General features: G+C 66.9%; 23 protein-coding genes and 1 tRNA gene. 16 read left to right on the top strand and 8 right to left on the bottom strand.

Annotated elements, in window-relative coordinates:
* Positions 1 to 33 precede the first annotated feature (33 nt).
* Genes QNO12_RS01155 through QNO12_RS01135 form a run of 5 tightly spaced genes read left to right on the top strand, consistent with a single transcriptional unit; the run spans position 34 to position 6,539 of the window.
* Entirely contained in the window at positions 34 to 1,683 is a 1,650-nt protein-coding gene (locus QNO12_RS01155) for an ABC transporter substrate-binding protein (RefSeq protein WP_257503977.1), read from the top strand.
* The gene (locus QNO12_RS01150) at positions 1,641 to 2,639 is read left to right on the top strand and encodes an ABC transporter permease (RefSeq protein ID WP_257503976.1); all 999 of its coding nucleotides are present in this window, start codon (positions 1,641 to 1,643) and stop codon (positions 2,637 to 2,639) included. Before QNO12_RS01155 ends, QNO12_RS01150 begins: the two co-directional genes overlap by 43 nt.
* Positions 2,636 to 3,502 carry an ABC transporter permease gene (locus tag QNO12_RS01145; RefSeq protein WP_257503975.1) on the top strand — a complete coding sequence of 289 codons (867 nt, stop codon included), beginning with the start codon at positions 2,636 to 2,638 and terminating at the stop codon, positions 3,500 to 3,502. Before QNO12_RS01150 ends, QNO12_RS01145 begins: the two co-directional genes overlap by 4 nt.
* Positions 3,499 to 5,148 (top strand): dipeptide ABC transporter ATP-binding protein, encoded by a 1,650-nt coding sequence (locus QNO12_RS01140; protein ID WP_257503974.1) that lies wholly within the window; start codon positions 3,499 to 3,501, stop codon positions 5,146 to 5,148. Before QNO12_RS01145 ends, QNO12_RS01140 begins: the two co-directional genes overlap by 4 nt.
* Entirely contained in the window at positions 5,145 to 6,539 is a 1,395-nt protein-coding gene (locus QNO12_RS01135) for a glycoside hydrolase family protein (RefSeq protein WP_257503973.1), read from the top strand. Before QNO12_RS01140 ends, QNO12_RS01135 begins: the two co-directional genes overlap by 4 nt.
* 213 nt (positions 6,540 to 6,752) lie before the next feature.
* Here QNO12_RS01135 and QNO12_RS01130 read toward each other — a convergent pair whose 3' ends face one another.
* Positions 6,753 to 6,893 carry a hypothetical protein gene (locus tag QNO12_RS01130; RefSeq protein ID WP_257503972.1) on the bottom strand — a complete coding sequence of 47 codons (141 nt, stop codon included), beginning with the start codon at positions 6,891 to 6,893 and terminating at the stop codon, positions 6,753 to 6,755.
* A 682-nt stretch (positions 6,894 to 7,575) separates the two neighbouring features.
* On the opposite strand from QNO12_RS01130, the gene QNO12_RS01125 reads away from it, so the two are divergent.
* From QNO12_RS01125 to QNO12_RS01105, 5 genes are all read left to right on the top strand, one after another.
* Positions 7,576 to 8,541 carry an alpha/beta hydrolase gene (locus QNO12_RS01125; protein ID WP_257504025.1) on the top strand — a complete coding sequence of 322 codons (966 nt, stop codon included), beginning with the start codon at positions 7,576 to 7,578 and terminating at the stop codon, positions 8,539 to 8,541.
* 73 nt (positions 8,542 to 8,614) lie between these two features.
* A complete protein-coding gene (locus tag QNO12_RS01120) occupies positions 8,615 to 9,613 on the top strand; it encodes a hypothetical protein (protein WP_257503971.1) in 999 nt (332 codons plus the stop codon).
* Between the two features lie 360 nt (positions 9,614 to 9,973).
* On the top strand, positions 9,974 to 10,225 hold the full coding sequence (locus QNO12_RS01115) for a hypothetical protein (protein ID WP_257503970.1): 252 nt from the start codon (positions 9,974 to 9,976) through the stop codon (positions 10,223 to 10,225).
* Positions 10,222 to 11,238 (top strand): zeta toxin family protein, encoded by a 1,017-nt coding sequence (locus QNO12_RS01110; protein WP_257503969.1) that lies wholly within the window; start codon positions 10,222 to 10,224, stop codon positions 11,236 to 11,238. Before QNO12_RS01115 ends, QNO12_RS01110 begins: the two co-directional genes overlap by 4 nt.
* The gene (locus QNO12_RS01105; protein WP_257503968.1) at positions 11,235 to 11,813 is read left to right on the top strand and encodes a recombinase family protein; all 579 of its coding nucleotides are present in this window, start codon (positions 11,235 to 11,237) and stop codon (positions 11,811 to 11,813) included. Before QNO12_RS01110 ends, QNO12_RS01105 begins: the two co-directional genes overlap by 4 nt.
* Here the strand turns inward: QNO12_RS01105 and QNO12_RS01100 are convergent.
* The 5 genes from QNO12_RS01100 to QNO12_RS01080 form a co-directional block, all read right to left on the bottom strand.
* On the bottom strand, positions 11,810 to 11,986 hold the full coding sequence (locus tag QNO12_RS01100; protein ID WP_257503967.1) for a hypothetical protein: 177 nt from the start codon (positions 11,984 to 11,986) through the stop codon (positions 11,810 to 11,812). The genes QNO12_RS01105 and QNO12_RS01100 overlap by 4 nt on opposite strands.
* Positions 11,987 to 12,301: 315 nt before the next feature.
* Positions 12,302 to 12,556 (bottom strand): hypothetical protein, encoded by a 255-nt coding sequence (locus tag QNO12_RS01095; protein ID WP_257503966.1) that lies wholly within the window; start codon positions 12,554 to 12,556, stop codon positions 12,302 to 12,304.
* 41 nt (positions 12,557 to 12,597) lie between these two features.
* Complete coding sequence (locus QNO12_RS01090) at positions 12,598 to 13,680, bottom strand: hypothetical protein (protein WP_257503965.1); 1,083 nt, start codon at positions 13,678 to 13,680, stop codon at positions 12,598 to 12,600.
* 101 nt (positions 13,681 to 13,781) lie between these two features.
* On the bottom strand, positions 13,782 to 14,459 hold the full coding sequence (locus QNO12_RS01085) for an AAA family ATPase (protein ID WP_257503964.1): 678 nt from the start codon (positions 14,457 to 14,459) through the stop codon (positions 13,782 to 13,784).
* Entirely contained in the window at positions 14,456 to 14,683 is a 228-nt protein-coding gene (locus QNO12_RS01080) for a helix-turn-helix transcriptional regulator (protein WP_257503963.1), read from the bottom strand. Before QNO12_RS01080 ends, QNO12_RS01085 begins: the two co-directional genes overlap by 4 nt.
* A 113-nt stretch (positions 14,684 to 14,796) precedes the next feature.
* On the opposite strand from QNO12_RS01080, the gene QNO12_RS01075 reads away from it, so the two are divergent.
* Both QNO12_RS01075 and QNO12_RS01070 read left to right on the top strand, forming a co-directional pair.
* Positions 14,797 to 15,387: a hypothetical protein gene (locus QNO12_RS01075; protein ID WP_257503962.1), complete on the top strand. Its 591-nt coding sequence runs from the start codon at positions 14,797 to 14,799 to the stop codon at positions 15,385 to 15,387.
* On the top strand, positions 15,380 to 16,465 hold the full coding sequence (locus QNO12_RS01070) for a tyrosine-type recombinase/integrase (protein WP_374761048.1): 1,086 nt from the start codon (positions 15,380 to 15,382) through the stop codon (positions 16,463 to 16,465). Before QNO12_RS01075 ends, QNO12_RS01070 begins: the two co-directional genes overlap by 8 nt.
* A gap of 200 nt (positions 16,466 to 16,665) precedes the next feature.
* Here QNO12_RS01070 and QNO12_RS01065 read toward each other — a convergent pair whose 3' ends face one another.
* Entirely contained in the window at positions 16,666 to 17,928 is a 1,263-nt protein-coding gene (locus tag QNO12_RS01065; RefSeq protein WP_502883268.1) for an integrase core domain-containing protein, read from the bottom strand.
* 217 nt (positions 17,929 to 18,145) lie between these two features.
* Positions 18,146 to 18,236 (bottom strand) — tRNA-Ser (locus QNO12_RS01060).
* A gap of 114 nt (positions 18,237 to 18,350) precedes the next feature.
* On the opposite strand from QNO12_RS01060, the gene QNO12_RS01055 reads away from it, so the two are divergent.
* From QNO12_RS01055 to QNO12_RS01040, 4 genes are all read left to right on the top strand, one after another.
* Complete coding sequence (locus QNO12_RS01055) at positions 18,351 to 18,914, top strand: MarR family winged helix-turn-helix transcriptional regulator (RefSeq protein WP_257500768.1); 564 nt, start codon at positions 18,351 to 18,353, stop codon at positions 18,912 to 18,914.
* A gap of 10 nt (positions 18,915 to 18,924) precedes the next feature.
* Positions 18,925 to 19,722 carry an SDR family oxidoreductase gene (locus tag QNO12_RS01050; protein ID WP_257500769.1) on the top strand — a complete coding sequence of 266 codons (798 nt, stop codon included), beginning with the start codon at positions 18,925 to 18,927 and terminating at the stop codon, positions 19,720 to 19,722.
* Positions 19,723 to 19,897: 175 nt separating this feature from the next.
* The gene (locus QNO12_RS01045) at positions 19,898 to 21,295 is read left to right on the top strand and encodes an MFS transporter (protein WP_257500770.1); all 1,398 of its coding nucleotides are present in this window, start codon (positions 19,898 to 19,900) and stop codon (positions 21,293 to 21,295) included.
* 43 nt (positions 21,296 to 21,338) lie between these two features.
* Positions 21,339 to 22,289, top strand: a complete 951-nt coding sequence (locus QNO12_RS01040; RefSeq protein WP_257500771.1) for an L-lactate dehydrogenase — start codon at positions 21,339 to 21,341, stop codon at positions 22,287 to 22,289.
* Positions 22,290 to 22,450 lie beyond the last annotated feature (161 nt).

Below are 22,450 nucleotides of genomic sequence, written 5' to 3'. Positions count from 1 at the left end.
CCATTTGCCCTTTCCTCTTCCCGAAGGAACACGATGACGTCCCACCACAGAAAGGGCGGCGTGCTGGCGATACTGGCCGGCGCCGCCCTGATCCTCGCCGGCTGCAGCACGGCGGGCGCAGGACCAGCCACCGACAATCCCGTTGAGGGCGGCACGATTACTGTCGCCATCGATGGCGACCCGAGCTCGCAGTTCGACATCCACGTCACTGCTGCAGACATCTCCGCACTGGTCTTGCGGAACGTCTTCGATTCTCTCGTCGTGCAGGACACGGACGGCTCGATTCAGCCGTGGCTCGCCGAGTCGTGGGAGGTCAGCGACGACGGCCTGGAGTACACCTTCCAGCTCAAGGAAGACGTGACGTTCAGCGACGGCGAGCCGTTCAACGCCGACGCGGTCAAGGCCAACTTCGATCACATCGCCGACCCGGAGACGGCCTCCCAGTATGCGGCGGCTCTCCTCGGTGGCGACGCGTACGCAGGCACCGAGGCGGTCGACGCTGACACCGTGAAGGTGAGCTTCACCCGCCCGTTCGCCCCTTTCCTCCAGGGTGCAAGCACGGCCTACCTCGGGTTTTACTCACCCAAGGTGCTTGAAGAGAGCCCGGACAAGCTCATCGCTGGCGGCCCCGGCATCACGGTCGGCACCGGCCCCTTCATCCTGGAGAGCGTCGTGGCGGGCCAGGACATCACTCTCACCAAGAACCCGGACTACAACTGGGGCCCGGCCAACGCCACACACTCCGGCGCGGCACACCCGGACGAACTGGTCTACCGGATCCTGCCGGAGAACGCCGTGCGGGCCGGGGCGCTCACGAGCGGCGAGGTGGATGTGGCCAGCAACGTTTCACCCAACGATGTCCCCGCCCTGGAGGTGGACGGCACGGTCTCGGTCACTGGAACCGGTACACCGGGCCTCCCCTACTCGATCTTCCTCAACCATTCCAAGGGCGTGTTCCAGGACAAACTCGTGCGCCAGGCGTTCCAGCAGGGCATCGACATCGGCTCTGCAGTGACCGCTGTGTACGGCGGCGAATACGATCGCGCATGGAGTGTACTCGGCCCCACCACGCCCAACGCCTATGACCCGACCGTCGAGGGCAGCTGGGAGTACGACGAGGATCTCGCGAACCAGCTTCTCGACGATGCTGGGTGGACCGAGCGGGACACGGATGACTACCGAACCAAAGACGGGGTGCGCCTGAGCGCAGAGTGGCCCTCCTATTCGGCACCGCGTGAGGACCGCAAGAGCCTCATCGACGCGTTCCAGGCCGACTTGAAGAAGATCGGCTTCGAGCTCAACCCCAACCCTCTTGACGGTGGCGCGTACATTGAGAGCCTTTACGGCGGAACGTACGACATCGCCGATTGGAGCTTCGTGCGGCCCGAAGGCGACATCTTGCGGCTCCACCTCTACTCGGGGTTCGCTCCCGTCCAGAACGCATCGTTCGTGAACGATCCTGAGCTCGATGATCTGCTCGTGACGGCATCGGAATCCACCGATCCCGACGAGCGGAAGAAGATCTACAGCGAGGTGCAACATTGGGCGATCGAGGACGCTGCGATCGTGCCGATCTACGTACCGAGCCATATCATCGGCGTCTCTTCGACGATCGGTGGCGTACGTGCTGACATCACGGGTTGGCCGCTGCTGTACGACGCCTGGACAAGCAGGCAACCTTGACGCAACCTGTAGTGCTACGCGGCCGGGTAGGTGCAGCATTCGCGCTGTACCTGCCCCGGCTCGTCGGCGCGTTCATCGTCGTGTGGGGCGCGTCCTCCCTCGCATTCCTCGTGCTGCACATCGTGCCGGGCGACCCTGTGGACATCATGCTCGGCGTGCAATCCCAAGTCAGCGAAGGGGTGCGCCAGAACATTCGGGAAGAGCTCGGCCTGACTCAACCGGTCCTTCTGCAGTACGTCGGATATCTCGGCAAGCTCGTCACGGGCGAATTCGGCATGTCCTACCGACTCCAGAAGCCGGTGATAGATGTCATCGGCGAGCAGATCATGCCCACCCTTCAGCTGGCCGGACTGTCCATCGTCTTCGCCGTGGTGCTCGCGTTAGGCATATCCCTTGCCGCGAGGGGTCGAGTGGCACGGGCCGTCGCCTCCCTCGTCGAGTTGATCGCCATCTCCTCACCGACGTTCTGGACCGGCCTACTCTTGTTGACGGTGTTCTCGTTCCAGCTTCACTGGTTCCCGATCTCCGGCGGACAAGGATTGAACGCGCTCGTTCTTCCCGCGCTGACCCTGGCTCTTCCGATCGCCGGCATCCTCAGCCAAGTTCTCCGGCACGGCCTGGAGGGAACCGAGACGCAGCCATTCGTTGACTCCTCGCGGGCGCGCGGGTTGAGCTTCTCCCAGTTGCTCGCTCGGCACACACTGCGACACGCGGCGCTGCCCGCAGTCACGCTGGCCGCATACATCGTGGGGAGCCTTCTGGGCGGGGCGGTGATCATCGAACAGCTCTTCGGTAGGCCCGGCATCGGGCGCGTGACGCTCGAAGCCATCAACAACCGCGACATCCCGATAGTCATGGCGATCGTCATCTTCGCAGCGCTCGTGTTTGTCGTCGTGAATCTCATTGTTGATGCGGTAGCCCCGCTCCTGGACCCGAGACTCAGAGGAGCCCGATGAGCATCGGCACGCCAGAACTCGTAGAAGCGGCCATCGCTGTGCCCGAGCGGTCGGGGCGCCCGAAGCCGATCGGGGCGATACTGGCCGCCGCGGTGCTGCTCGTGCTCATCGTTGCGGCGCTCTTCCCCTGGATCTTCACGTCGGCCGACCCGCTCGCCACCGCGACGGCGGACTCTCAGCTCCCGCCATCTGCAGAACACCTGTTCGGCACCGACAAACTCGGACGCGACGTCTACACCCGCGTGGTGTACGGCGCGGGCTTGTCATTGTCGTTCGGGTTCTCAGCCACGATCCTTGCGCTCATCGGCGGAGTCGCGATCGGCCTTACCGCGGGCCTTGCCCCCCGGGCCGTGGACAACATCGCCATGCGCGTGCTCGAGATCGCGCTCGCCTTTCCCGAGCTGCTCGTTGCGCTGGTGGTTATCGCGCTCCTGGGGCCGGGCGCGGTGAACGTCATCGTCGCCATCACCATCGCCGCGGTGCCCGCCTACGCGCGCATCGTACGGATCACCACCTTGCAGGTCAAGACATCCGCGTTCGTCGAAGCAGCCGTCGCCCTTGGTCAACGCCCGGCCGCGATCGTGACGCGCCATGTGCTGCCGAATGTCGTGGGCCCCCTCCTGGTGCTTGCGACCATCGGGATCGGCACCTCGATCATCGCCGGTTCGAGTCTGAGCTTCTTAGGGCTCGGGCCCGTTTCGCCCACCCCTGAGTGGGGCCTCATGCTCTCGGACGGCAGAAGCTCCCTCGGCTCGGCGTGGTGGATCGCGGTCTTCCCGGGACTTGCGATCACCGTCACCGTCATCTCCACGACCGTGGTGGGACGCTATCTTCAACGCCGGTTCGAGGGACGACTGCGATGAGTGACCTCCTCGTGAACGTCGAAGGTTTGCGCATCAGCTTCGGCGGCGCCACGGTCGTTGACGGGGTGAGCTTCGAGGTTCGCGCCGGCGAATGTCTCGCCCTAGTTGGGGAGTCTGGCTCTGGGAAGACTCTGACCTCACGGTCACTGCTCGGACTTGTGCCGTCCCCGGGTGTTGTCTCCGCTGATCGACTTGACGTCGCGGGCACCGACACTCGCGCGTTCGATGAAAGCCGATGGCGAGATCTTCGAGGCCGTCAGGTCGGGCTGGTGGCCCAGGACGCCCTCGTGTCTCTCGATCCTCTTCGCACCATCGGCAGAGAAGTGGGAGAAGTCTTGCGGGTGCACTCGCGGCGCGAGCGGCAGCAGCTTTCGCATGACGCTCTCGCGTCCGCGGTTGTCGAGGAACTGGCTCGCGTAGCCATCCCTTCGCCGCGCGAGCGATCGAAACAACACGCTCACGAACTTTCGGGTGGCCTTCGACAGCGGGCGCTCATCGCCGCGGCGACGATCGCGCGGCCCCGGCTGCTGATCGCGGACGAACCAACCACCGCACTTGACCTGCGCGTGCAGAGCCAGGTGCTCGACCTGCTTGCTCGCCTGAAGGGGAACGGTGCAGGAATCCTGCTCATCAGTCACGATCTCGCGGTGGTGGCACGGATCGCCGATCGCATTGCGGTCATGCGTGGCGGGCACATTGTGGAGACCGGCGCCACGTCCATCGTGCTCGGTGAGCCAGAACACGAGTACACCCGCGCACTCCTCAATGCCACGCCGAGCCTGCATAAGAAGGGCGCGCGGCTCAGTACCCTTCCCCGCCCAGAAGCGACCCTGGCAGCGGCGGTCATCGACCCAGAGCGCACGGTGCTCTCGGTGAGGGGTGTGAGCAAAAGCTTCCGCCAACCGAGCGGTGCCCAAATCCGCGCCGTCGACGACGTTTCGTTCGAGCTCACCGAGGGGCGCACGGTCGGAATCGTTGGGGAATCGGGCTCAGGCAAGACGACGCTCGGGCGGATCATCCTCGGACTGCAGCAACCCGATGCAGGCGAAGTATTCCTCGACGAACAACAATGGAGTCACGTTGCCGAGCGAGCCCGCCGAAGCCGCCGCCACAGCATTCAAGCCGTCTATCAGGACCCGCTGAGCTCGTTCGACCCCAGGCTCACCGCGGGATCCATCCTTCAAGAATCCCTCGCGCTCAGCGGAGTTCCGCGCGCCGATCGCCGCGAGCGAGCCGTGCAACTCGCCGACCAGGTGGGACTCGCTCCCGACCTTTTGAGGCGGTTGCCGTTCGCGCTGTCCGGAGGGCAACGCCAACGCGTGGCGATCGCACGCGCCCTCGCAAGAAATCCCCGGGTGCTGTTGTGCGACGAACCGGTGTCAGCACTCGACGTATCCATTCAGGCGCAAGTCCTCGACCTCTTCGCCGACATCCAAACCGAGCTCGGACTGTCAACGGTGTTCATCTCTCACGACCTGGGCGTCATCCGACACGTGAGCGATGAAGTACTGGTCATGCGCGACGGTGTCGTCGTCGAGCGCGGGTCGACCGAAGCGGTCTTCACCGACCCACAGCACTCTTACACACAGGAGCTCCTAAGCGCCCTGCCCATCCCAGAAGCCACGACACAAGGAATTCGGCAATGAGTCTTCCCCAGGTCACCATCCCCACCCTGCGCCCAGAGATGCTCGGCGCCCCGTTCCCGGGGACATCCTTGCCGGACATTCCCGAGGCGCTCGCGCAAGTCCAGCAGTGGATCGACTCGGCCGAAGAGCCGGTGGACGAGCGATCGAGTCGCTGGCACGCCTGGCCGGACCAGCCCGGATTCACGCCGGTCTACGGTGCGGTCAGTCTCAACACCGGCGCGGCAGGAATAGCCTGGTACTCACTCGCGGCAGCCGACGCGAGCGGAGACGCCGCACACGCCGCACACGTCGCACGAGCACAGCGAGCCGCGGCCTACGTGGCGGACAACTGGAGGACACTGCCAGAGACCGATTTCCTCGGCGTCCCCGGTACCGGGTTCGGGCACTACGGCGGGCTCGCCGGAGTGGGCGGTGTCTTCCTTGAACTCAGTGAACGGTTCCCGGAGCACAAAGCCACCGCGATCGCCATCTTCGACGAGATCGCGTCCCGTGCCGGCGAGAACGGCGGGCGCTCGTTCGGTTGGACTGGAGCAAATGCACTTCTCGGCGACGGTGGCCCGATCATCGGCCTCGTCGAAGCGGCACGAAGACTCGAGCAGAGCAGATATTTGGACACGGCGATCGCGGCGGGACTGGGCATCCTCGCAGAGGAACTCCACGATGAGCACGGATCCTGGTGGCGCGGTCTCGATGCACAGTTGCTCGGTCTGCCCGCAGGTCAGGAACTCGACGGGTTCGAACTCGGCACCGTCGGCATCGCATTCGTGTTCGCCACGTTGGCCATCGCGACAGGCGATCACCGCTTCCAGGATGCTGCTGCACGCGCCGCGGACCACATCGCCGCTACAGCGATCCTCGTCGGAGACGCCGCGGTAGTCGCACGGATCGGGGATACCTACTCCTTCGGATACTGCACCGGCAGCTCCGGCGCGATTCGCTCCTTCGTGCAGGTCTATCGCGCGACGGGAGCGGGGATCTACCTGGAATGGGCGCTGCGGCTGGGCCGCGGCATCCTGCGAAGCGGTGTCCCTGGCAGACAGACACCGGGCAACACCTGGGTACACCACCAGTGCTGTGGCTCGGCCGCCATACTCGAGTCCTTCATCGGACTCTGGCTGGAAACCGGTGACCCGCTGTGGCTCGAGGCGGCAAATGCACAAGCTGACGACCTTCTGATTCGCTCCGTCGTCGACGACCGGGGCAGGCGTTGGTACAGCGAATCGCATGTCCTCCCGATAGGAACACTCAAGGCAGAAGTTGGCCATCAGGTCGGAGCATCCGGCATCGCACTCGCGCTGCTGAGACTGAATGAGGCAAACCGTGCCCGCCTCGAAACGCGAGGGTTCCGCACCATCCGGCTCGCCGACGATCCCTTCCCCCCGACGTCGTAACGCCTGCGGGCGCGGCTCGACCGAGCGACGCCACTCCAGACCAGCTACACCCTGGCGATATCGCCGCTGCGGAGGGCAATTCGCATCCAGTGCGGCGAGAGAGTCGCTCGGTGCGCAGCACGGTCAGGTGCAGGAGTTCCTGCGCAACGGGCTTGACGAGTCGACTGGCAAGAGCCATGAGCTCTCCGATCGGTGTGGCGGATTCCCTGACCGTCAGCCCTTCACGGAAGGTCGTTGCAGGCACAGCACATATACGCCGGCGCCGAACAGCAGCATCCCGAGTCCCAGCCAGAGCACGTCAACGGGTGCGGCCCCTCCGGTGGCGGCCAGCGAACCGGTCGTGTCGTGTCGCACGGCACGTCCGCACCCAGCGGGAATGAGAACGTCAGCCGGGTACATCTAGCGTACCTGCCGTGTAGAAGCCTGCGAAAGCCTCCGTGCCGGCCGCGTCAGCGTGGCGGCCGCGTTGTTCCAGCCGATGCGCGAGCCGGTCCCGGTAGCATTCGGCAGCGAGAGCGTCGCGAAGACGCCGCCGCTGGCGTTCATGCTCCGCGCGCCATTGAAGCCCTGCGACTGGACGGTGGCGATCAGCGACGCCGAGCACAGCCGACGACAGTCCCGAGCATCGCCATAACAGCCGAGGTCGCCGCCACACGTCCCAGACGTCTGATCATTCAAGCCAACTTATCCGACAACCCCGAACATCACCACGGCAGTGACCCGAGACCGCTCAACGATCCTGTGCGGGCACCACGACGCTGAGTAGCGGTGCTCGAACCCGTTACTCAGCGTCGCGGTGACGGATGCATAGCTTCTCGTTCACCTGTCGCGGCGGGGGGGCCCAGGCAACTCGCGCACTCGTGACCGAAGATCACTGGGGAAGCACCTCGACCGGGACGACGGTATCGCCTGCGACGCTGAGCGACCCCGCCATTTGGCGGGGAGACACTGTCGAATCGGTCACGCGTTGCGGGGGCACTGTAATTCTGTGGGCATGAAGACTGAGGGTGCATCACCCGAGAACAAAGGAGTTCCGATGACTGACACACTCGCCCGCCCCCCGTTCGACCCGGAACTGGACGCCGCGCTCACCCTCATGGGTGGGTTCCCGGCGCTCACGGTAGAGATGATTCCCGCCATGCGCAGCCAGCCCATGACCCCGGGACAGGACCCGCAGGAACTCCTCAGAGCCAGGGGTTTCGTCACCCGTGATGTCACGATCCCTGGATATGAGGATGACGGCATCGTCGTGTCTGTCATCCACAAGCGGGACCGCGCGGGTACAGGACCGGGGATGTACCACACGCACGGTGGCGGAATGATTGTCGGCGACCGCTGGGGCGGAGTGACCATGCTTCTCGATGCGGTCGAACGCACAAACGGCGTCATCGTCACCGTCGAGTACCGTCTCGCGCCGGAGTTCCCTGACCCCTACCCGGTTGAAGATTGCTACGCGGGCCTGGTGTGGACTGGTGATCACGTCGAGGAATTGGGCATCGACCCTTCCCGTCTGTTCATCGCCGGAGGAAGTGCCGGGGGCGGACTAGCCGCTGGCACGGCGCTTCTTGCTCGTGATCGCGGCGGCCCGGCCCTGGCCGCGCAAATGCTGTTCTGTCCGATGCTCGACGACCGCGACGCGACTAGCTCCACCCAGCAGATCGACGGCGTCGGCGTGTGGGACCGCGCCTCCAATATTGTCGGCTGGACGGCGCTGCTCGGCGATCGTCGCGGCACTGACGACGTCTCCATCTACGCCGCCCCAGCCCGAGCGACCGACCTGTCCGGGCTGCCGCCGGCGTACATCGACTGCGGCAGCGCGGAGGTGTTCCGCGACGAGGATGTCGCCTACGCCACCCGACTGTGGGAAGCGGGAGTGCAGGCGGAGCTGCACGTGTGGGCTGGCGGCTTCCACGGGTTTGAGGCCTTTGCCCCGCACGCCGCGGTCTCGCAGGCAGCGGCCGCGGCTCGAGAGAGCTGGCTGAGCCGAGTGCTCGGCGCCTGACCCGCATCAACGTGGCCGGCCGTCTGACCACCGGCCACGTTAGGGTGGGGGAACCCCGTGCGATGGAGCCGAGATGCAAGAGCTGATGGGACGTCTGACCGCCCTCGACCCAGACGCCAGCGAGACGCTGAAAGTCGTCTCCTACTTCGACGCGCTCGTCACCCGATTGGTCGGTGCCGAAAGCATGCTGCGTGGGGCTGCGCTGCTCGCCGGCGCTCCCGTCGGGTATCGGGACGGCACCCACCTCACCCGCGTGGACGGGAACGGCGGGCGGCTACCTGCGGCCGCTTCCGACGGGTGGGCGCGCCGTGAAGCCGGCATGGGCGCCGAAGTGTGGCTTGAGCGGCAGGGCGAACCGCACGTCAACGACGCCATGATCCTCGAACGGCTGGCGCTGGCGCTTGGCATCATCAGAGCACGTCGCACCATCGGGCCTGAAAGTGCCGTGGAGCTGGCAATTAGCTCTCACACCGACTCCGATGAGCGAGCGGCCGCCCTGGCACGTCTGCGGATCGAGCCGGGGACGTTGCGAGTCATCGCGTCCCCACCTGACCCGGCCCCGGCACTGTCCCACGCCTCCGCCGTCGTCACTACCCGATACGGACTCACCCGCGCAACGATTATCGACTCCACCGTGGAGCCGGACGCCGCGTGGGAGGAACCACCCCGGCTCGGTGTCGGGCTCACCGTGCCCAGCGACCAGCTGCCGGCCTCCTGGTCGTCGGCGCTGATCGCTGCCCGCCTAACCACGCCCGCCGAGCCCATGCTCGACGCGACCGATCTGGGTGCGGCGCTCGCGATCGCGGAAAACGCCGAGAGGGCACCGTTGCATCCCGATGCTCTGGCGCTGACGAAGCTGGACTCGAGCAGCCTCGAGCTCCTGGACGCTCTCAGCGCAGAACGAAGCGGTCGCGGTGCCGCCATCCGGCTCGGAAGACACCACTCCAGTGTGCAGGAGCGGGCCGGCACCCTCGCAGGCCAACTCGGCTACGATCCGCGCAGCACCCGTGGCCATACCCGCTACACCCTCGCCCGCATGCTGATGACGCTGGCGGCACCGCCCGCACCGTGATTCAACGCCGACTGGCAGCTGTAATGCCACAACGAGGGATCGGCTGGGACACGTGAGTCATTGGGAGCACAGCGCCCGCCGGAAGATGCCCCTCCGCGCACGGAACCGGTTGTTACGGATCCACTCGCGGGCCGCGCTCCCGCCGCGCCCTCCCACTGGGCAAAGGATGTCGGCCGCCGCGCTCCTGGTGGCCACGCTGAAACTTGCACCAGCCGCGGCCGTACGTCACCGGCTCGTGCGAACTCATGCTGCGGACGACGCGGCGCAGCCCTTCACCTCGCCTGAACCGTGCACTGGCGAACGGAAAGTGCGCTCGTCACCTTTTCGGGGCGGTGGCTACACTGGTGCCGGGAGGGCAGCTTGGCGCATTCGTCAGCATGGCGTGTCAACGACGCGGTCGCGTTCGAGGCCCTGCGGGACACCTCCGCGCGGGTTACCGCACTCCTGCTGCAGGTGGTCCGGAGCGATGGCCCGAGTGCGCGGGAGGCCTGGGAAGAGGTGCAGGCGGTCCGTCGCGAGAGTCTCCTCGTCAACGGCTACGACCGTCGCGCGGTCGATCGCCTCGCCGCTCGGTTGACGGCGCGGGCGCTGACTCTGGAGGGCGGGTCATGACGAACCCTGCCCCGACGGCTGTTCCGCGTGATGACGTGTTTGCGCGCGAGATCCGGCCGTTGTTGTTCCCGGACGGAGATGACCGGAACACCGACCCGGTCTTCGTCCTGTTGAGCGGACAGCCCGGTTCCGGAGTCGGGCGCGCGACGGGTCGGCTGCGTGCCGAGCTGGGCGGGGATGCCGCCGTGCTCAGTGCGGAGCTGTTGCGGCCGTTCCATCCCCGTTTCGCAGAGGCATCGGCGTCCGGGTCGATGGAATCGTCACGGGAGTTGAGTGAGGCGACGGCGGAGTGGTTGCGGGCGGGCATGCGGTTTGCGCGCGAGCATCATCGTTCCCTGATTCTGGAGGGCAGTTTCGCGAACCCGGCGACGGCGCTGGGGCTGGTTCAGCGGTTCCGCACCGATGGGTTTGCAACCCGGGTGGTGGTGGTCGCTGCGCGGCGTGCGGAGAGCCTGCTTTCGACAGTCTCGGGCTATCTGCGTGCGGTGGAGGCTGGCCGCGCGGGTGGTCTTGTCAGTCGTGAGATTCACGATCAGGGTTTCGCCGGGACCGGTGCGCTGGCGGCGGCTGCCGAGAAGTCGGATGCGGTGGATCGGGTGACGGTGCTCGATCGGGTCGGCGCAGCCGCTTTTGATGCGGTGCGTACCGGCGTGGACCGACCGTTTCAGGGTGCGGCCGCCGCGTTGCGGGCGGCGCAGTCGCAGCGTTTGTCGAGCTTGGAGTCGGCGCAGTGGTTGAGTGAGTTACGTCGGGTCACCGAGTTCGCCGCCACGCTGCGGAATGTTCCCCGTCCGGTGACGGAGGTGCTGATCGATCTGCATGAGACGGCGCTGCGGGAGATCATCCCCGAACTGCCCGTCCCCAGCGGTTCGAGGGTGGTCGCAGCGCAGGAGCATCGCAGCGCCTCTGACCTGGTCACGCTACGGAAGCTGCTGGTCGCCGAGCGGCCTGTGGATGCGACCGGGCCAGTGGTGGTGCCGGCGGGTCCGGAGCACGGCGGTCCGTCGCGATGACCCGGGTGGTGGGGTACACGCGGGAGCTGTTCGCCGACGCCGGAACGACGGCTGATGCTGACGAGCTGGAGCGGGCGGGGGCGGAGCCGGTCTTTGCTGATCTGGCCTCGGCGGACGCGCGGACCAGGCCAGAGTTGGCCGCGTGCCTGGACGATCTGGAAGCCGGTGATGTGTTGCTGGTGACCAGTTCTGCCCGGCTCTCACACGGGCTGCAGCATTTCATCTCCACCATCACCGACCTGACCGCACGGGGTGTCGGTTTCCGGTCGCTGGCGGAGCCTGCCCTATCGACGGGCGCGGGGATGGTGTCTGATCCTGCGGAGGTGCTGGCGGCGTTGGAGGGTTTCGCGCGGCGTTTGCGGAGCGTGGAGACGCGTGCCGGCATGCGGGATGCCGCGGCGGCGGGGCGTCGCGCGGGGCGGCCCACGGTGATGACCGAGGAGCGGGTGGCGATCGCGCAGGAGTTGCGCGCGCAGGGGCGTTCGTTCACCCACATCGGTCGGGTGATCGGGGTCAGCGCCAGTGCGGTGCAGCGCGCGCTCGCCCCCTCCGCGATGCCGGCGCCGCGCGGCTAATCGTCGCCGAACGGGTCCGCGGTGAACTCGACCAGGCCATGGTTCGGGCACATCCAAGCCACCGCCACCGCCGCGTCGACGGGTCCTGGCTCCAGCGGCGCACCACAAGCCGGACAGTCCCGCCCCTTGGGCAGTCCGTCTTCGTCCAGCTCGATGGGATCATCGCCGGTCATTTGTCGCTTTCCCGCATCCCTCTATCGTCCTCTGCCCGTGGTGTGAGCGGACACCTCACCGCCCGCGGACCGCGCCCAAACCTTGGGGTCCTCCGGGTGCCGGGGTGATGTCCGTTTCGCTGTTCCTTGGCTGTGTCGTGGGTCTGTCCTGGCAAGAGCGTCGTGTGCGACCGGAGGGGTGCGCAGTGCCGGGTCGTGGAATACCGGACCGAGCGCAGCGAGGGAGGATATGCCGCGAAAGCCCGGAACGGAGTAGCCCGGCGGGAGCTACCATGACCGGCCAGGGGAGGCCCGTTCGTGCGTGGTGGTGGCCGGCTATTCCCGCGTGAGTCGGTCAAGTGTCGCGATGAATGCCTGCCGATCGGACTGCGGGTTGGTGATCAGTTCCCGGATCGTCTCGCGCATCTGCGCCGCCTGCTGCGGGGGCAGCGGTAACAGGGGTGCGATGCACCAGTTGATGTCCTCGTCCACCGCGTAGCCGGGTTCTTCCGTGTCCTTGCCGGGGTAGTGGGTGAAGGCGCTGACGGCGACCCGGTAGAGGGCCTCTTCTGTTCTGTGTCGTTCGATCATGTGCGGTCCTGTCGGAAGGCTACCGGGCCGGGTGTGGGTGGTCATCGGTGTAGTCCTGTCTGTGGGTGCGGGTGCAGCATCGGGTGCGGTGCCGCCGGGTCGTTGTGCGGGGGCCGTCGCGGCGGGTCTTTGCGGCGGAGTCGCTCGTTGACTTCTCTGCCGATGGCCTCCAGCCGCGCCTCCTCGATCTGCTTGGCGGTCGGGCGGGGGGAGAGTTCGTGGCGCAGCCGGGCCCGGAGCTGCGCGTCTTCGGCGAGGTGGTGGGCGGCGCGGGCGCGTTTGCAGTCCCGCATCCAGGCGGCAAGCAGCTCCGGCGGGGTGCCCAGTTCCTTGCGGAGTTCCGCCCGTTCATCCCGTGTCCGCAGGCGGCTGAAAAACTGGTCGGCCGCGTCGGCGTTGGCCAGTCTCTCCTCCCGCGGGGTGCGGTGCAGCTGAGGTGCGGGGAGCCCTGCCTCGCGCCGGAACTTCTGGCGTTCCCGGTAGCGGCGCTGGATCTCACGTTCGTGTTCCCGGTTGGCGGCGTACCGTTCCCGGCGACGGGCCCGCACCTCATCGGTGTGGGTCTTGTAGTAGCTCGCGGCGCGTTTGGTTTTCCGGTCCGGATCGTCCCAGTACTTCGCCCGCAGCTTGGCGTTCTCGCGGTCCCGGTGATTGTTCCGCCACTGCTTGTTCCGTGCCCGCACACCCTCCCGGTACTTCTCCGGGTCCTGCGCTTTCCGGGCCGCGCGGTACTCCCGCTGGTACTGCAGATACTGTTCCCGGTGCTGCGCGTACCACTCCCGCGCGTACGCGCGTCGCTCCTCTTGCGCCTGCTGTTCCTCGCGCAGCCGGATCCGCCGGGCACGTTCTCGTTCCCGGTTCTCCCGCCGAATCTGCTCCAGGTGATTCTGCCGGTACCGGTCCCGGTACTGCTTCACCTTTTCCGGGTTCCGTTCCTTCCAACTCTTCAACACCTCCCCACGCCGGTCCGCCCGAGGTTCCGGGTAGCGACGGCGGCGGGCGCGAACGCCGCCCCGATCCCCCACCGCCTCCGCGTTGCTCTGCCCCAACTCGCCAGGGCGGTCCAGCGAATGCGGCCCACCAGCATCGGGGGTGAGGCCGCTGTCATCGTCAGCGTTGGTCATCGCGGTCTCCTATCCGCGCCTCGCACCGTGGGGGGCCGGAGCGTCGCTCGCAGATCCGCCCCCCCGTGGATGCGGGGGACGCAGTCGGCGCCGGTCACGGTTCACCACACACCGGCGAGGAGCGGGGAGAACTGGTCGCTCAGCTCGTACCCGACTCGGGTGAGGTCGGCGATGTAGCCGGCTGTGCGTCCGGTAGGCGGCGTTGTGGTGACCAGCTGCCCGAGAACCGGTGCCTCCGCATGAGCCTGGTACTGCCGCAGATGCCCGTCGAACCGTGCAATCCCGAAGGTGGTGTCCAGCAGGTGCTGGAAGGTGCGCAACTGGGTGGGGCTGCGCGGGTTGATGCGGTTCAGCAGCACGCCGTACCGCACACGGCGGGGCTCGATCAGCCGGGAGACCGTCCGCGCAGTCGGCTCCACCGCCAAGCGCTCGGGCGTCATGGGGACCACGACATAATCGGCCGCATCCAGCACCGTTTCCAGGAGCGGCGTGGCCTCGAGGCCGCCTGGTGTGTCGAACAGGACGAAGTCGTACTCCGCCCTCAGCTCCGGCAACTGGGCGAGGATTGCCGGTGACTGGTAGCCGGCGAAATCGAACGGCAACCTGTCGCGCGCGTTCTCCGCCCACCACGCGGTCGATCGCTGCGGATCCACATCGACCACCAGCACCCGGCACCGGCGGGATAGGACCGCCCCGAGGTGCATCGTGACCGTCGTCTTCCCCACTCCACCCTTCTGGTTGGCGATCGCGACGATGTGGGTACGCGAGAACTCGGTCATCTTTCCGATCCACTCGCGCCGACCTGGGCCTCGAACCACTGCTCGAGGTCCTCGAACGGGTACAGCACGATCCGTCCGACCTTGTAGTACCGCGGGCCTCTTCGCTCGTAGCGCCACTGGGCCAGGAGTTTCACGCTGAGCCCCGGAATCAACTGCACAACGTCCTCGGGCTTCAGCAGCCACTTGCTCAGAACCGGCTCCGCCGGGTTGGTCGTGCTGGACATCGCTCAATCCTTTCGTGGTATTCCTGTTGCCTTCCACACAAGTACATGGCTAAAGTATGTACTTAGTCAAGAGGAATCTGCGGAACGCAGTCGAGGTAAGGCAAGATGAGGGGGTGAAGGTCGACGTGAAGACACTCGACGGCAAGGCGATGACCGCAGACGCTGCCGACACGCTTGTCGGCACTGCGTTGCGCATCGCGCCCGGCTTTGTCGCAACAGCGCTGGACGAGGATGCCGGGATCGAGACCACCATCGAGGCGCGGTACAACGCGGCAAAGGTGCGGTACATCCCGAGCACGGTCATCACCCGCGCCGTGGACGGCGAACTGGATGCCTCCCGCGTGGGTCACACCTTGGCGCAGGCCACGCTGCAGGCGGCGGTTCCGCACTGCGTGGCGGTGCGATTGGACGACGGGTCGGACGCACGGTGGGTCACGGTGGCAGATCTGACCACCGGCGAGGGTCGCATCATCCCGCCCTGGATGGCATCCACCGTCGTCAAGCGGGGCATGAAGGACGAACGATGGGACGTCGTGGAGATCCTCTACGGCGCCGCCACACTGGCCGGCTCGCCGCCGGTCAAACTCATCTCCCTGGAACTGGATGTCCCGCAGCGCACCGCCGAGGACTGGATTCGCAAAGCCCGCGACTCCGGCCGCCTGGTCGGCATGACCGCACACGTCGGTCGACCGGCGAGTGGGTAGCATCGCTGCCTACACAACCAAGCAGGGCCGCCGATACCGTGTCCGCTACCGTCGCCCCGACGGGACTCAAACCGATCGGCGAGGGTTCACAACCAAACGGGACGCTGAACTGTTCCTCTCGACAGTCGAGGTCGCCAAGGCCAAGGGCGAGTTCATCGACGTCAGCGCCGCCGAGGCGAAGGTGGGCACGCTCGGCACGAGATGGATAGCCTCTCGCCGGCAAATCCTCAAGCCATCCACGTTCCGCTCACTCGAGTCCTCATGGCGCATCCACGTCCTGCCTCGATGGGGTACCCGCGCTATCGGCAGCATCCGACACTCCGAGATCCAGGCCTGGATCTCCGAGATGGCACAGAGCCAGAGCGCGACGAACGTACTCCGCGCGCATGGGATCCTCGCGGCCATCTTCGATACCGCAGTGAAGGACCGCAGCCTCGCCGCGAATCCGGCCCGCGACGTGGGTGTCCCCCGCAAGGGGAAGAAGGGCAAGGCATACCTCACCCACGCGCAAGTGGAACTCCTCGCCCGGAACGCAGCCGAGCCGACGCTCGTACGCTTCCTCGCGTACACCGGCCTGCGGTGGGGTGAAGCAACCGCGCTGCGCATACGGCACCTTGATCTTGGGCGAAGACGCGCCTCAATTGAGGAGAACGCGGTCATGGTGAACAACACCGTGATCATGGGCACCCCCAAAACGCACAAGACGCGATCGGTGCCACTGCCCGCGTTCCTGGTCCAGGAACTGCGCCTACGCGTCCAAGCCCGCCACCGGGACGCCTATGTCTTCGGCGACGGGGCAGAACCACTCCGGTTGCCCAACTCGAAAGATGGGTGGTTCGCTGGCGCCGTGCGCCGAGCGCAGCAGGCCGATCCCAACGTGCCCCGGGTGACGCCGCACGATCTCCGCCACACCGCCGCATCACTAGCAGTCAGCGCCGGCGCGAACGTGAAGGCCGTGCAGCGCATGCTCGGCCACGCCAGCGCCGCAATGACACTCGACACCTACAGCGACCTCTTCGACGACGACCTGGACGCCGTATCGGAAGCCCTGGACCGAGCACGCTCCCGCGCGATCTGAGCCCGATCCGGTCCGGCGACCGGGAAAGAAGACACCCCTGTTCGCAACGTGCTCGCCTGGCTCCACAAGAACGGGAACATTTATACGAATATCTGGGAGTCACGCACCGGCAGACGACCCTCATATCGGCCTGAATCACCTGTGATGTCTCAGGACATCGGTGACAGTTCTTTATCAGGACATCGGTGACAGTTGGTGTCTCAGGACTTCGGTGACAGTTCTCGTCCTCGGGGGCCGCGGGGTTTGCCGTTACCGATGTACTTGATGCCGGGCGCTGGCCAGTTGTGCTCGGCGAGGAGGGTGCCGCGGTTGTCGAAGATCATGATGCCGGCGGCTTCGTAGATCAGGTAGACGTCCTGCCCGCGCAGCGGGTAGCTGACGTTGAAGATGATGCCGCGAGCTTTGATCGATCCGTTCGGGTGAATGGTTGCGACGCGGATGCCCTCGCGGAGGCGGCCGTTCGGCGACGGCGCCGGGGGCAGCGGGTCGCCCGATCTCCGCGGCAACGGGCGGGGCCTCGGTGGCTCGGCCTTCGGCGTCGCGTCCCATGCCACTCGCGGCGTGATCCGGCCGGGGAGCGCCTGATGGGGACGCTCAGTGTTATAGATGTGGTCGAACTGGTCGATCTGCGCCTGCAGCTCCCGCAGGTCGCCTGCGATGGGCTGCTTGTCGAGATAGCGGAACAGGGTCTGATGGAACCGCTCGTTCTTGCCTTGCGTGGTCGGCTTATACGGCTTCCCGGTGATCGGCTCGACACCGAGTCGGGTGACGTACTCGACGAGCTGCCCGACGATCCCGCGCCGCGACGGGTTCAGCGCGATGCCGTTGTCAGACAGCAGACGCTGCGGCACCCCGTGAGCCCTGATCGCTTTGCGCACGACCCGGATCGCGTCCCTCGAGGTTTCACCGGTAGCGGCGTGGGAGGCTACCGCGTACCGGGAGTGGTCGTCGATGAGTTGGAAGATCACGCACTTTCGGCCACCAGCCAGGACGTACTCGGTGGCGTCGAGCTGCCAGCATGCGTTCGGTGCCGGATAGACGAACCTCCGGTACGCAGCCCGCGGCTTCTTCCGCGGCTCCGCCCGGGCGACACCGGTCTCCCGGAAGATCCGCGCCAACGCCGCGATCGATGGCGCCGGGGTCATCCCCAGCGCGAGCATCTTGTCGTGCACACTGATCGGCCCGTGATCAAGTCCGGACGACTCCAACGCGGCCCGCACCGCCACCGCCCGCTGCTTCACCTCGTCGGTGATCATCGTCGGGCTGCGCTTCGGACGGCGCGATCGGGGCTCCAGAGCTGCGGCCTGCCCTTCGTCGAGGGCACGCCTCCGGATCGCATAGAACGTCTTGCGTGAGATCGAGTGCTCGGCGCAGAACGTGGTCACCGCCCCACGCGGCGCGTCCGGCGGCCACTGCACGATCGCGAGACGGATACGAGGATCGACAGGCTCAACACGGCTCATCCCTCACAGATAGAGGAGAAGTGTCACCACCAGACACCACCAAAGCGTCACCGATGTCCTGATGCACTTTCGTCACCCATGTCCTGAGACATGACATCGGCCTGAATCACCCTCGATCCGTTTCAGATGTGGGCAAAATGTGGGCACGGGCCCATTTCGGGGCAAAGTGAAAGCCCCGCGATCCCAGTGTTTACAAGGGATCGCGGGGCTTTCACAGTGGCGGTGACGGTGGGATTTGAACCCACGGTAGGGGGTTACCCTACACAACTTTTCGAGAGTTGCACCTTCGGCCGCTCGGACACGTCACCGCGGACGAGTGTACGCGACGGCCAACCCACCCGCCAACTTGGCGGCTGCGCGTCAAGCGCGGGCGGTGGGTCCAAATAGTTTCCTCCCGCAACTACCACGGGTAGGATGGAGATGTGGAAACGCGGGACCAGAGCGAGGCCGTCGTATTGTCGGGACTGACCCGGCTCATGGCACAGTGGTCCGCCCTTGCCCTCCAGGCGCGCTTCGTTCCCGACGTCGGTGTCACGCTCGACCCCGTGGACATCCAGCCGCTGTACGCCCTCGGGCTGAGCGGTCAGCGCCGGGCGAGCGAGTTGGCGACGGAACTGCGAGTCAGTCGTCCCACAATCAGCAAGCAGCTGGCGAGGCTCCACGCCGCCGGGTTGATCACCAGGCATCCCGATCCGACCGACGGACGCGCCATGATCATCGCCCTGTCCGATTCCGGAGCCGACGTGTACGCCGCGCTCGTCGACAGTGGACTTCAGATGGTCCGGCACATCATGGCGGACTGGCCCCGGGACGAGCGCCGCTGCCTGGCGGAACTGGTCCAGCGGTTCGTCGCCACGGCGAGCGCGATCACGCATCCCGCCGACATCCCCGCACCCAGTCGAGGCCCGCGCGACATCCCCCCGTCCGGCGGCGATCCCGTCGGCATCCCCCCGACGATCGCGAACCCCGCGACCGTCCACGAATGAAAGAAGAGCCATGACGCGTACGTATGTCATCACCGGATCCGCATCCGGAATCGGAGCCGCGACCGCGGCGATTCTCCGCGACCGCGGCGAGCGGGTGATCGGCATCGATCTGCGGGACACCGACATCGAAGCCGACCTGTCGACCCCGGAGGGCCGCGCGGACGCGGCAGCCCGCGCGATGGAACTGGCCGAGAGCATTGACGCGGTGATCGCGTGCGCCGGAATCTCCGCGCCGATCCCCAAGACCATCTCGGTGAACTACTTCGGCGTCACCGAGCTCCTGACTGCACTGCTTCCCGCGCTCGCCCGCTCCCAGGCGCCTCGCGCGGCCGTGGTGTCCTCGATGGCCTCGCTGCAGCCGAACTCCCCCGACATGGTCGAGGCAGCCCTCGCCGGCGATGAGCCGAAGGCCCTCGAGATCGCGGCCGCGCTGGCTGCTCAGGGGCCGCAGGTCGGCTACCTGGTCTACCCGTCGTCCAAGCGCGCGCTGTCGCGCTGGGTGCGCCGTGAGTCGATCACCCCCGCGTGGGCGGGCGCGGGCATCCCGCTGAACGCCGTCGCACCGGGCACAGTGGTCACCCCGATGACGGCAGGGCTGCTCAGTACGCCGGAGGGTCAGGCGATGGTGGATGCCGCGGTCCCCATGCCGCTGAACGGCCACCAGTCGCCCGAATCCATCGCCTACCTGCTCATCTGGCTAACGAGCGTGGAGAACACCCACCTCGCCGGCCAGGTCATCTACGACGACGGCGGCGCGGATGTGACCCTGCGCGGCGATGACATCTGGTCGTGGGCAGACTCACGCTGACCTCCTGACCTCCTGACCTCCTGACCTCCTGACCTCCTGACGACCTGCAGCCAGCGGATGCCGCGGACCGGCGCGCAGACCAGCGGATGCCGCGGACCGGGGTCACGGCATCCGCTCTGCTGCGCCCGCCGATGGCGGGACCCACAGGTCGGGTCGGCGGGATTAGGTTGGCTGCGTGAGCCTCACTTTGGACGCGCAGCAGCGCCTCGTCGTCTGGATCGCCGCACTGGCCTCGTTCGTGGCGTTCCTGGACGGCACCGTCGTGAACGTGGCCCTGCCCGCCATCAGCCGGGAACTGGGCGGTGGCCTGACCACTCAGCAGTGGACGGTCGACGCCTACCTCATCACGCTCAGCGCGCTGATCCTGCTCGCCGGGTCGGCCAGCGACGCGTTCGGCCGCATCCTGGTGATGCGGATCGGACTGATCGGGTTCGGCATCGCCTCGATCGCGATCGCGGCGGCGCCCGATCCGCTCTTCCTGATCATCGCGCGCGCCGCGCAGGGTGCCGCCGGCGCGTTCCTGGTGCCCAGCTCTCTCGCGCTGATCACCTCGACGATCCGCGGTCCGCTGCAGGGCAAGGCCATCGGACTGTGGACGGCTCTGACCACGAGCGCCATGGTCGCCGGGCCCCTGATCGGCGGCCTGTTCGTCGACCTGCTCTCGTGGCGGTTCGTGTTCCTGATCAACGTGATCCCGATCGCGATCACGCTCTGGCTGCTCACCCGCCTGCAGGCGCATGACGTCCGCAACCCCGGCACGCGCATCGACTGGCTCGGCGGCGCGATGTGCACGTTCGGCCTCGGTGCGGCCGTGTTCGCACTGATCGAACAGCCCAACCTGGGCTGGGCCGCGCCGGGGATCTGGATCCCGCTGGTGGCCGGCATCCTCCTGTTCGGTGCGTTCCTGGTGCGCCAGCAGACCACCTCGACACCGATCCTGCCTTTGAGTCTGTTCAAGATCCGCAACTTCTGGACCGGGAACGTCGCGACGTTCTTCGTCTACGGCGCCCTCTCGCTGAACGGCTTCGTGGTGGCCGTCTACCTTCAGCAGGGCGCCGGGCTGCCGGCCACCCTCGCCGGTCTGGCCAGCATCCCGACCACGATCCTGATGATCCTGCTCAGCTCGAGGATGGGAGCCCTCGCCGGCAAGTGGGGACCGCGTCTGTTCATGACGATCGGGCCGATCCTGATGGGAATCGGCGCTCTCCTGCTGCTGACCGTGAACGAGCAGTTCGACTATTGGACGCAGGTGCTGCCGAGCATGATCGTCTTCGGCCTGGGGCTGGCCACCACCGTCTCGCCGCTGACCGCCGCCATCCTCGGTTCGGTGGACACCGGCCGCTCCGGCATCGCCTCGGCGGTCAACAACGCCGTGGCCCGGGTCGCCGGCCTGCTCGTGATCGCGATGCTCGCCGCCATCGTCGGCGGCAGCCTGGACCTGGCCGGGTTCCACCGGGCAGCCATCGTCACGGCCGTCATGATGGCCGTCGGGGGCCTGATCTCCTACGCCGGCATCAGAAACGGGACGCCGCAGCCCGACGCCCCGTCCTCCGCCGAGTCGACGGTGAAATGACCAGCGCGCCCCATCGCGAGCCCGGCACTGTCAGACTTGCCGCATGGCTGTCATCGAGAATTCGAAACTGACCGTCGTCGGAGCCGGAAGCGTGGGATCCAGCTCCGCCTACGCCGCCTTGATCCGCGGATCGGCCAGACATGTGGCGCTGTACGACATCGCCACGCAGAAGGTCGAGGCCGAAGTGCTCGACCTCGCCCATGGCACGCAGTTCACCGGCTCCAGCGACATCGTCGGCGGCAGCGACATCTCCGTGGTCGCAGGCTCGCACGTCGTCGTGATCACGGCGGGCGCGAAACAGAACCCCGGCCAGACGCGGATCGAGCTGGCCGGAGTGAACGCCGGCATTCTCAAGAAGATGATGCCGCAGCTGCTGGAGGTGGCACCGAACGCCATCTACGTGATCGTGACCAACCCGTGCGATGTGCTCACCGTGCTCGCCCAGCAGGAGACCGGGCTTCCGCCCGAGCGGATCTTCGCGTCCGGCACCGTCCTGGACACCTCGCGCCTGCGCTGGAAGCTCGGTCAGCGCGCCGGGGTCTCCACCTCCAGCGTGCACGCGTACATCGTCGGCGAGCACGGGGACACCGAGTTCCCGCTGTGGTCCAAGGCGACGATCGGCACCGTCCCGATCCTGGAGTGGGAGACCCCCGGGCACCCTCCGATGAGCGCGGACGAACTGGACCACATCGCCGTGGATGTGCGGGATGCCGCGTACAAGGTCATCCAGGGCAAGGGCGCCACCAACTACGCCATCGGGCTGTCCACCGCACGGATCGTCGAGGCGATCCTCGGCGACGAGCACGCCGTGATGCCGGTCAGTACCGTGCTGCAGGACTATCACGGTGTCAGCGGCGTGGCGCTCTCGGTCCCCTCGGTGGTCAGCGCCTCCGGAGCGGTGCCGATCCACGAAAACCCGTTCTCCCCGCACGAGGTGGGTCTGCTGCGTCGGTCGGCGGACGCGCTGCGCGAGGTCGCCACCTCCCTGCGCTGAGCACCGCCCTCGCTGCGCTGAGCACTGCACCGGCTGCGCTGAGCACGGCACCGGCTGCGCTGCCCTGCCCGGCGGCGCTGTCCAGGCCGGCTGCCGCGAGGACGGGATGCCGCGGCCCGCCGGAGCGCGGCATCCGAGTGTCGCACGCCGCGCCTACCCTG

This window comes from Microbacterium sp. zg-B185 (assembly GCF_030246885.1).
Lineage (GTDB): Bacteria > Actinomycetota > Actinomycetes > Actinomycetales > Microbacteriaceae > Microbacterium.
The sequence above is the reverse complement of the archived record's forward strand: the minus strand, read 5'-3'. Positions and strand labels throughout refer to the sequence as shown.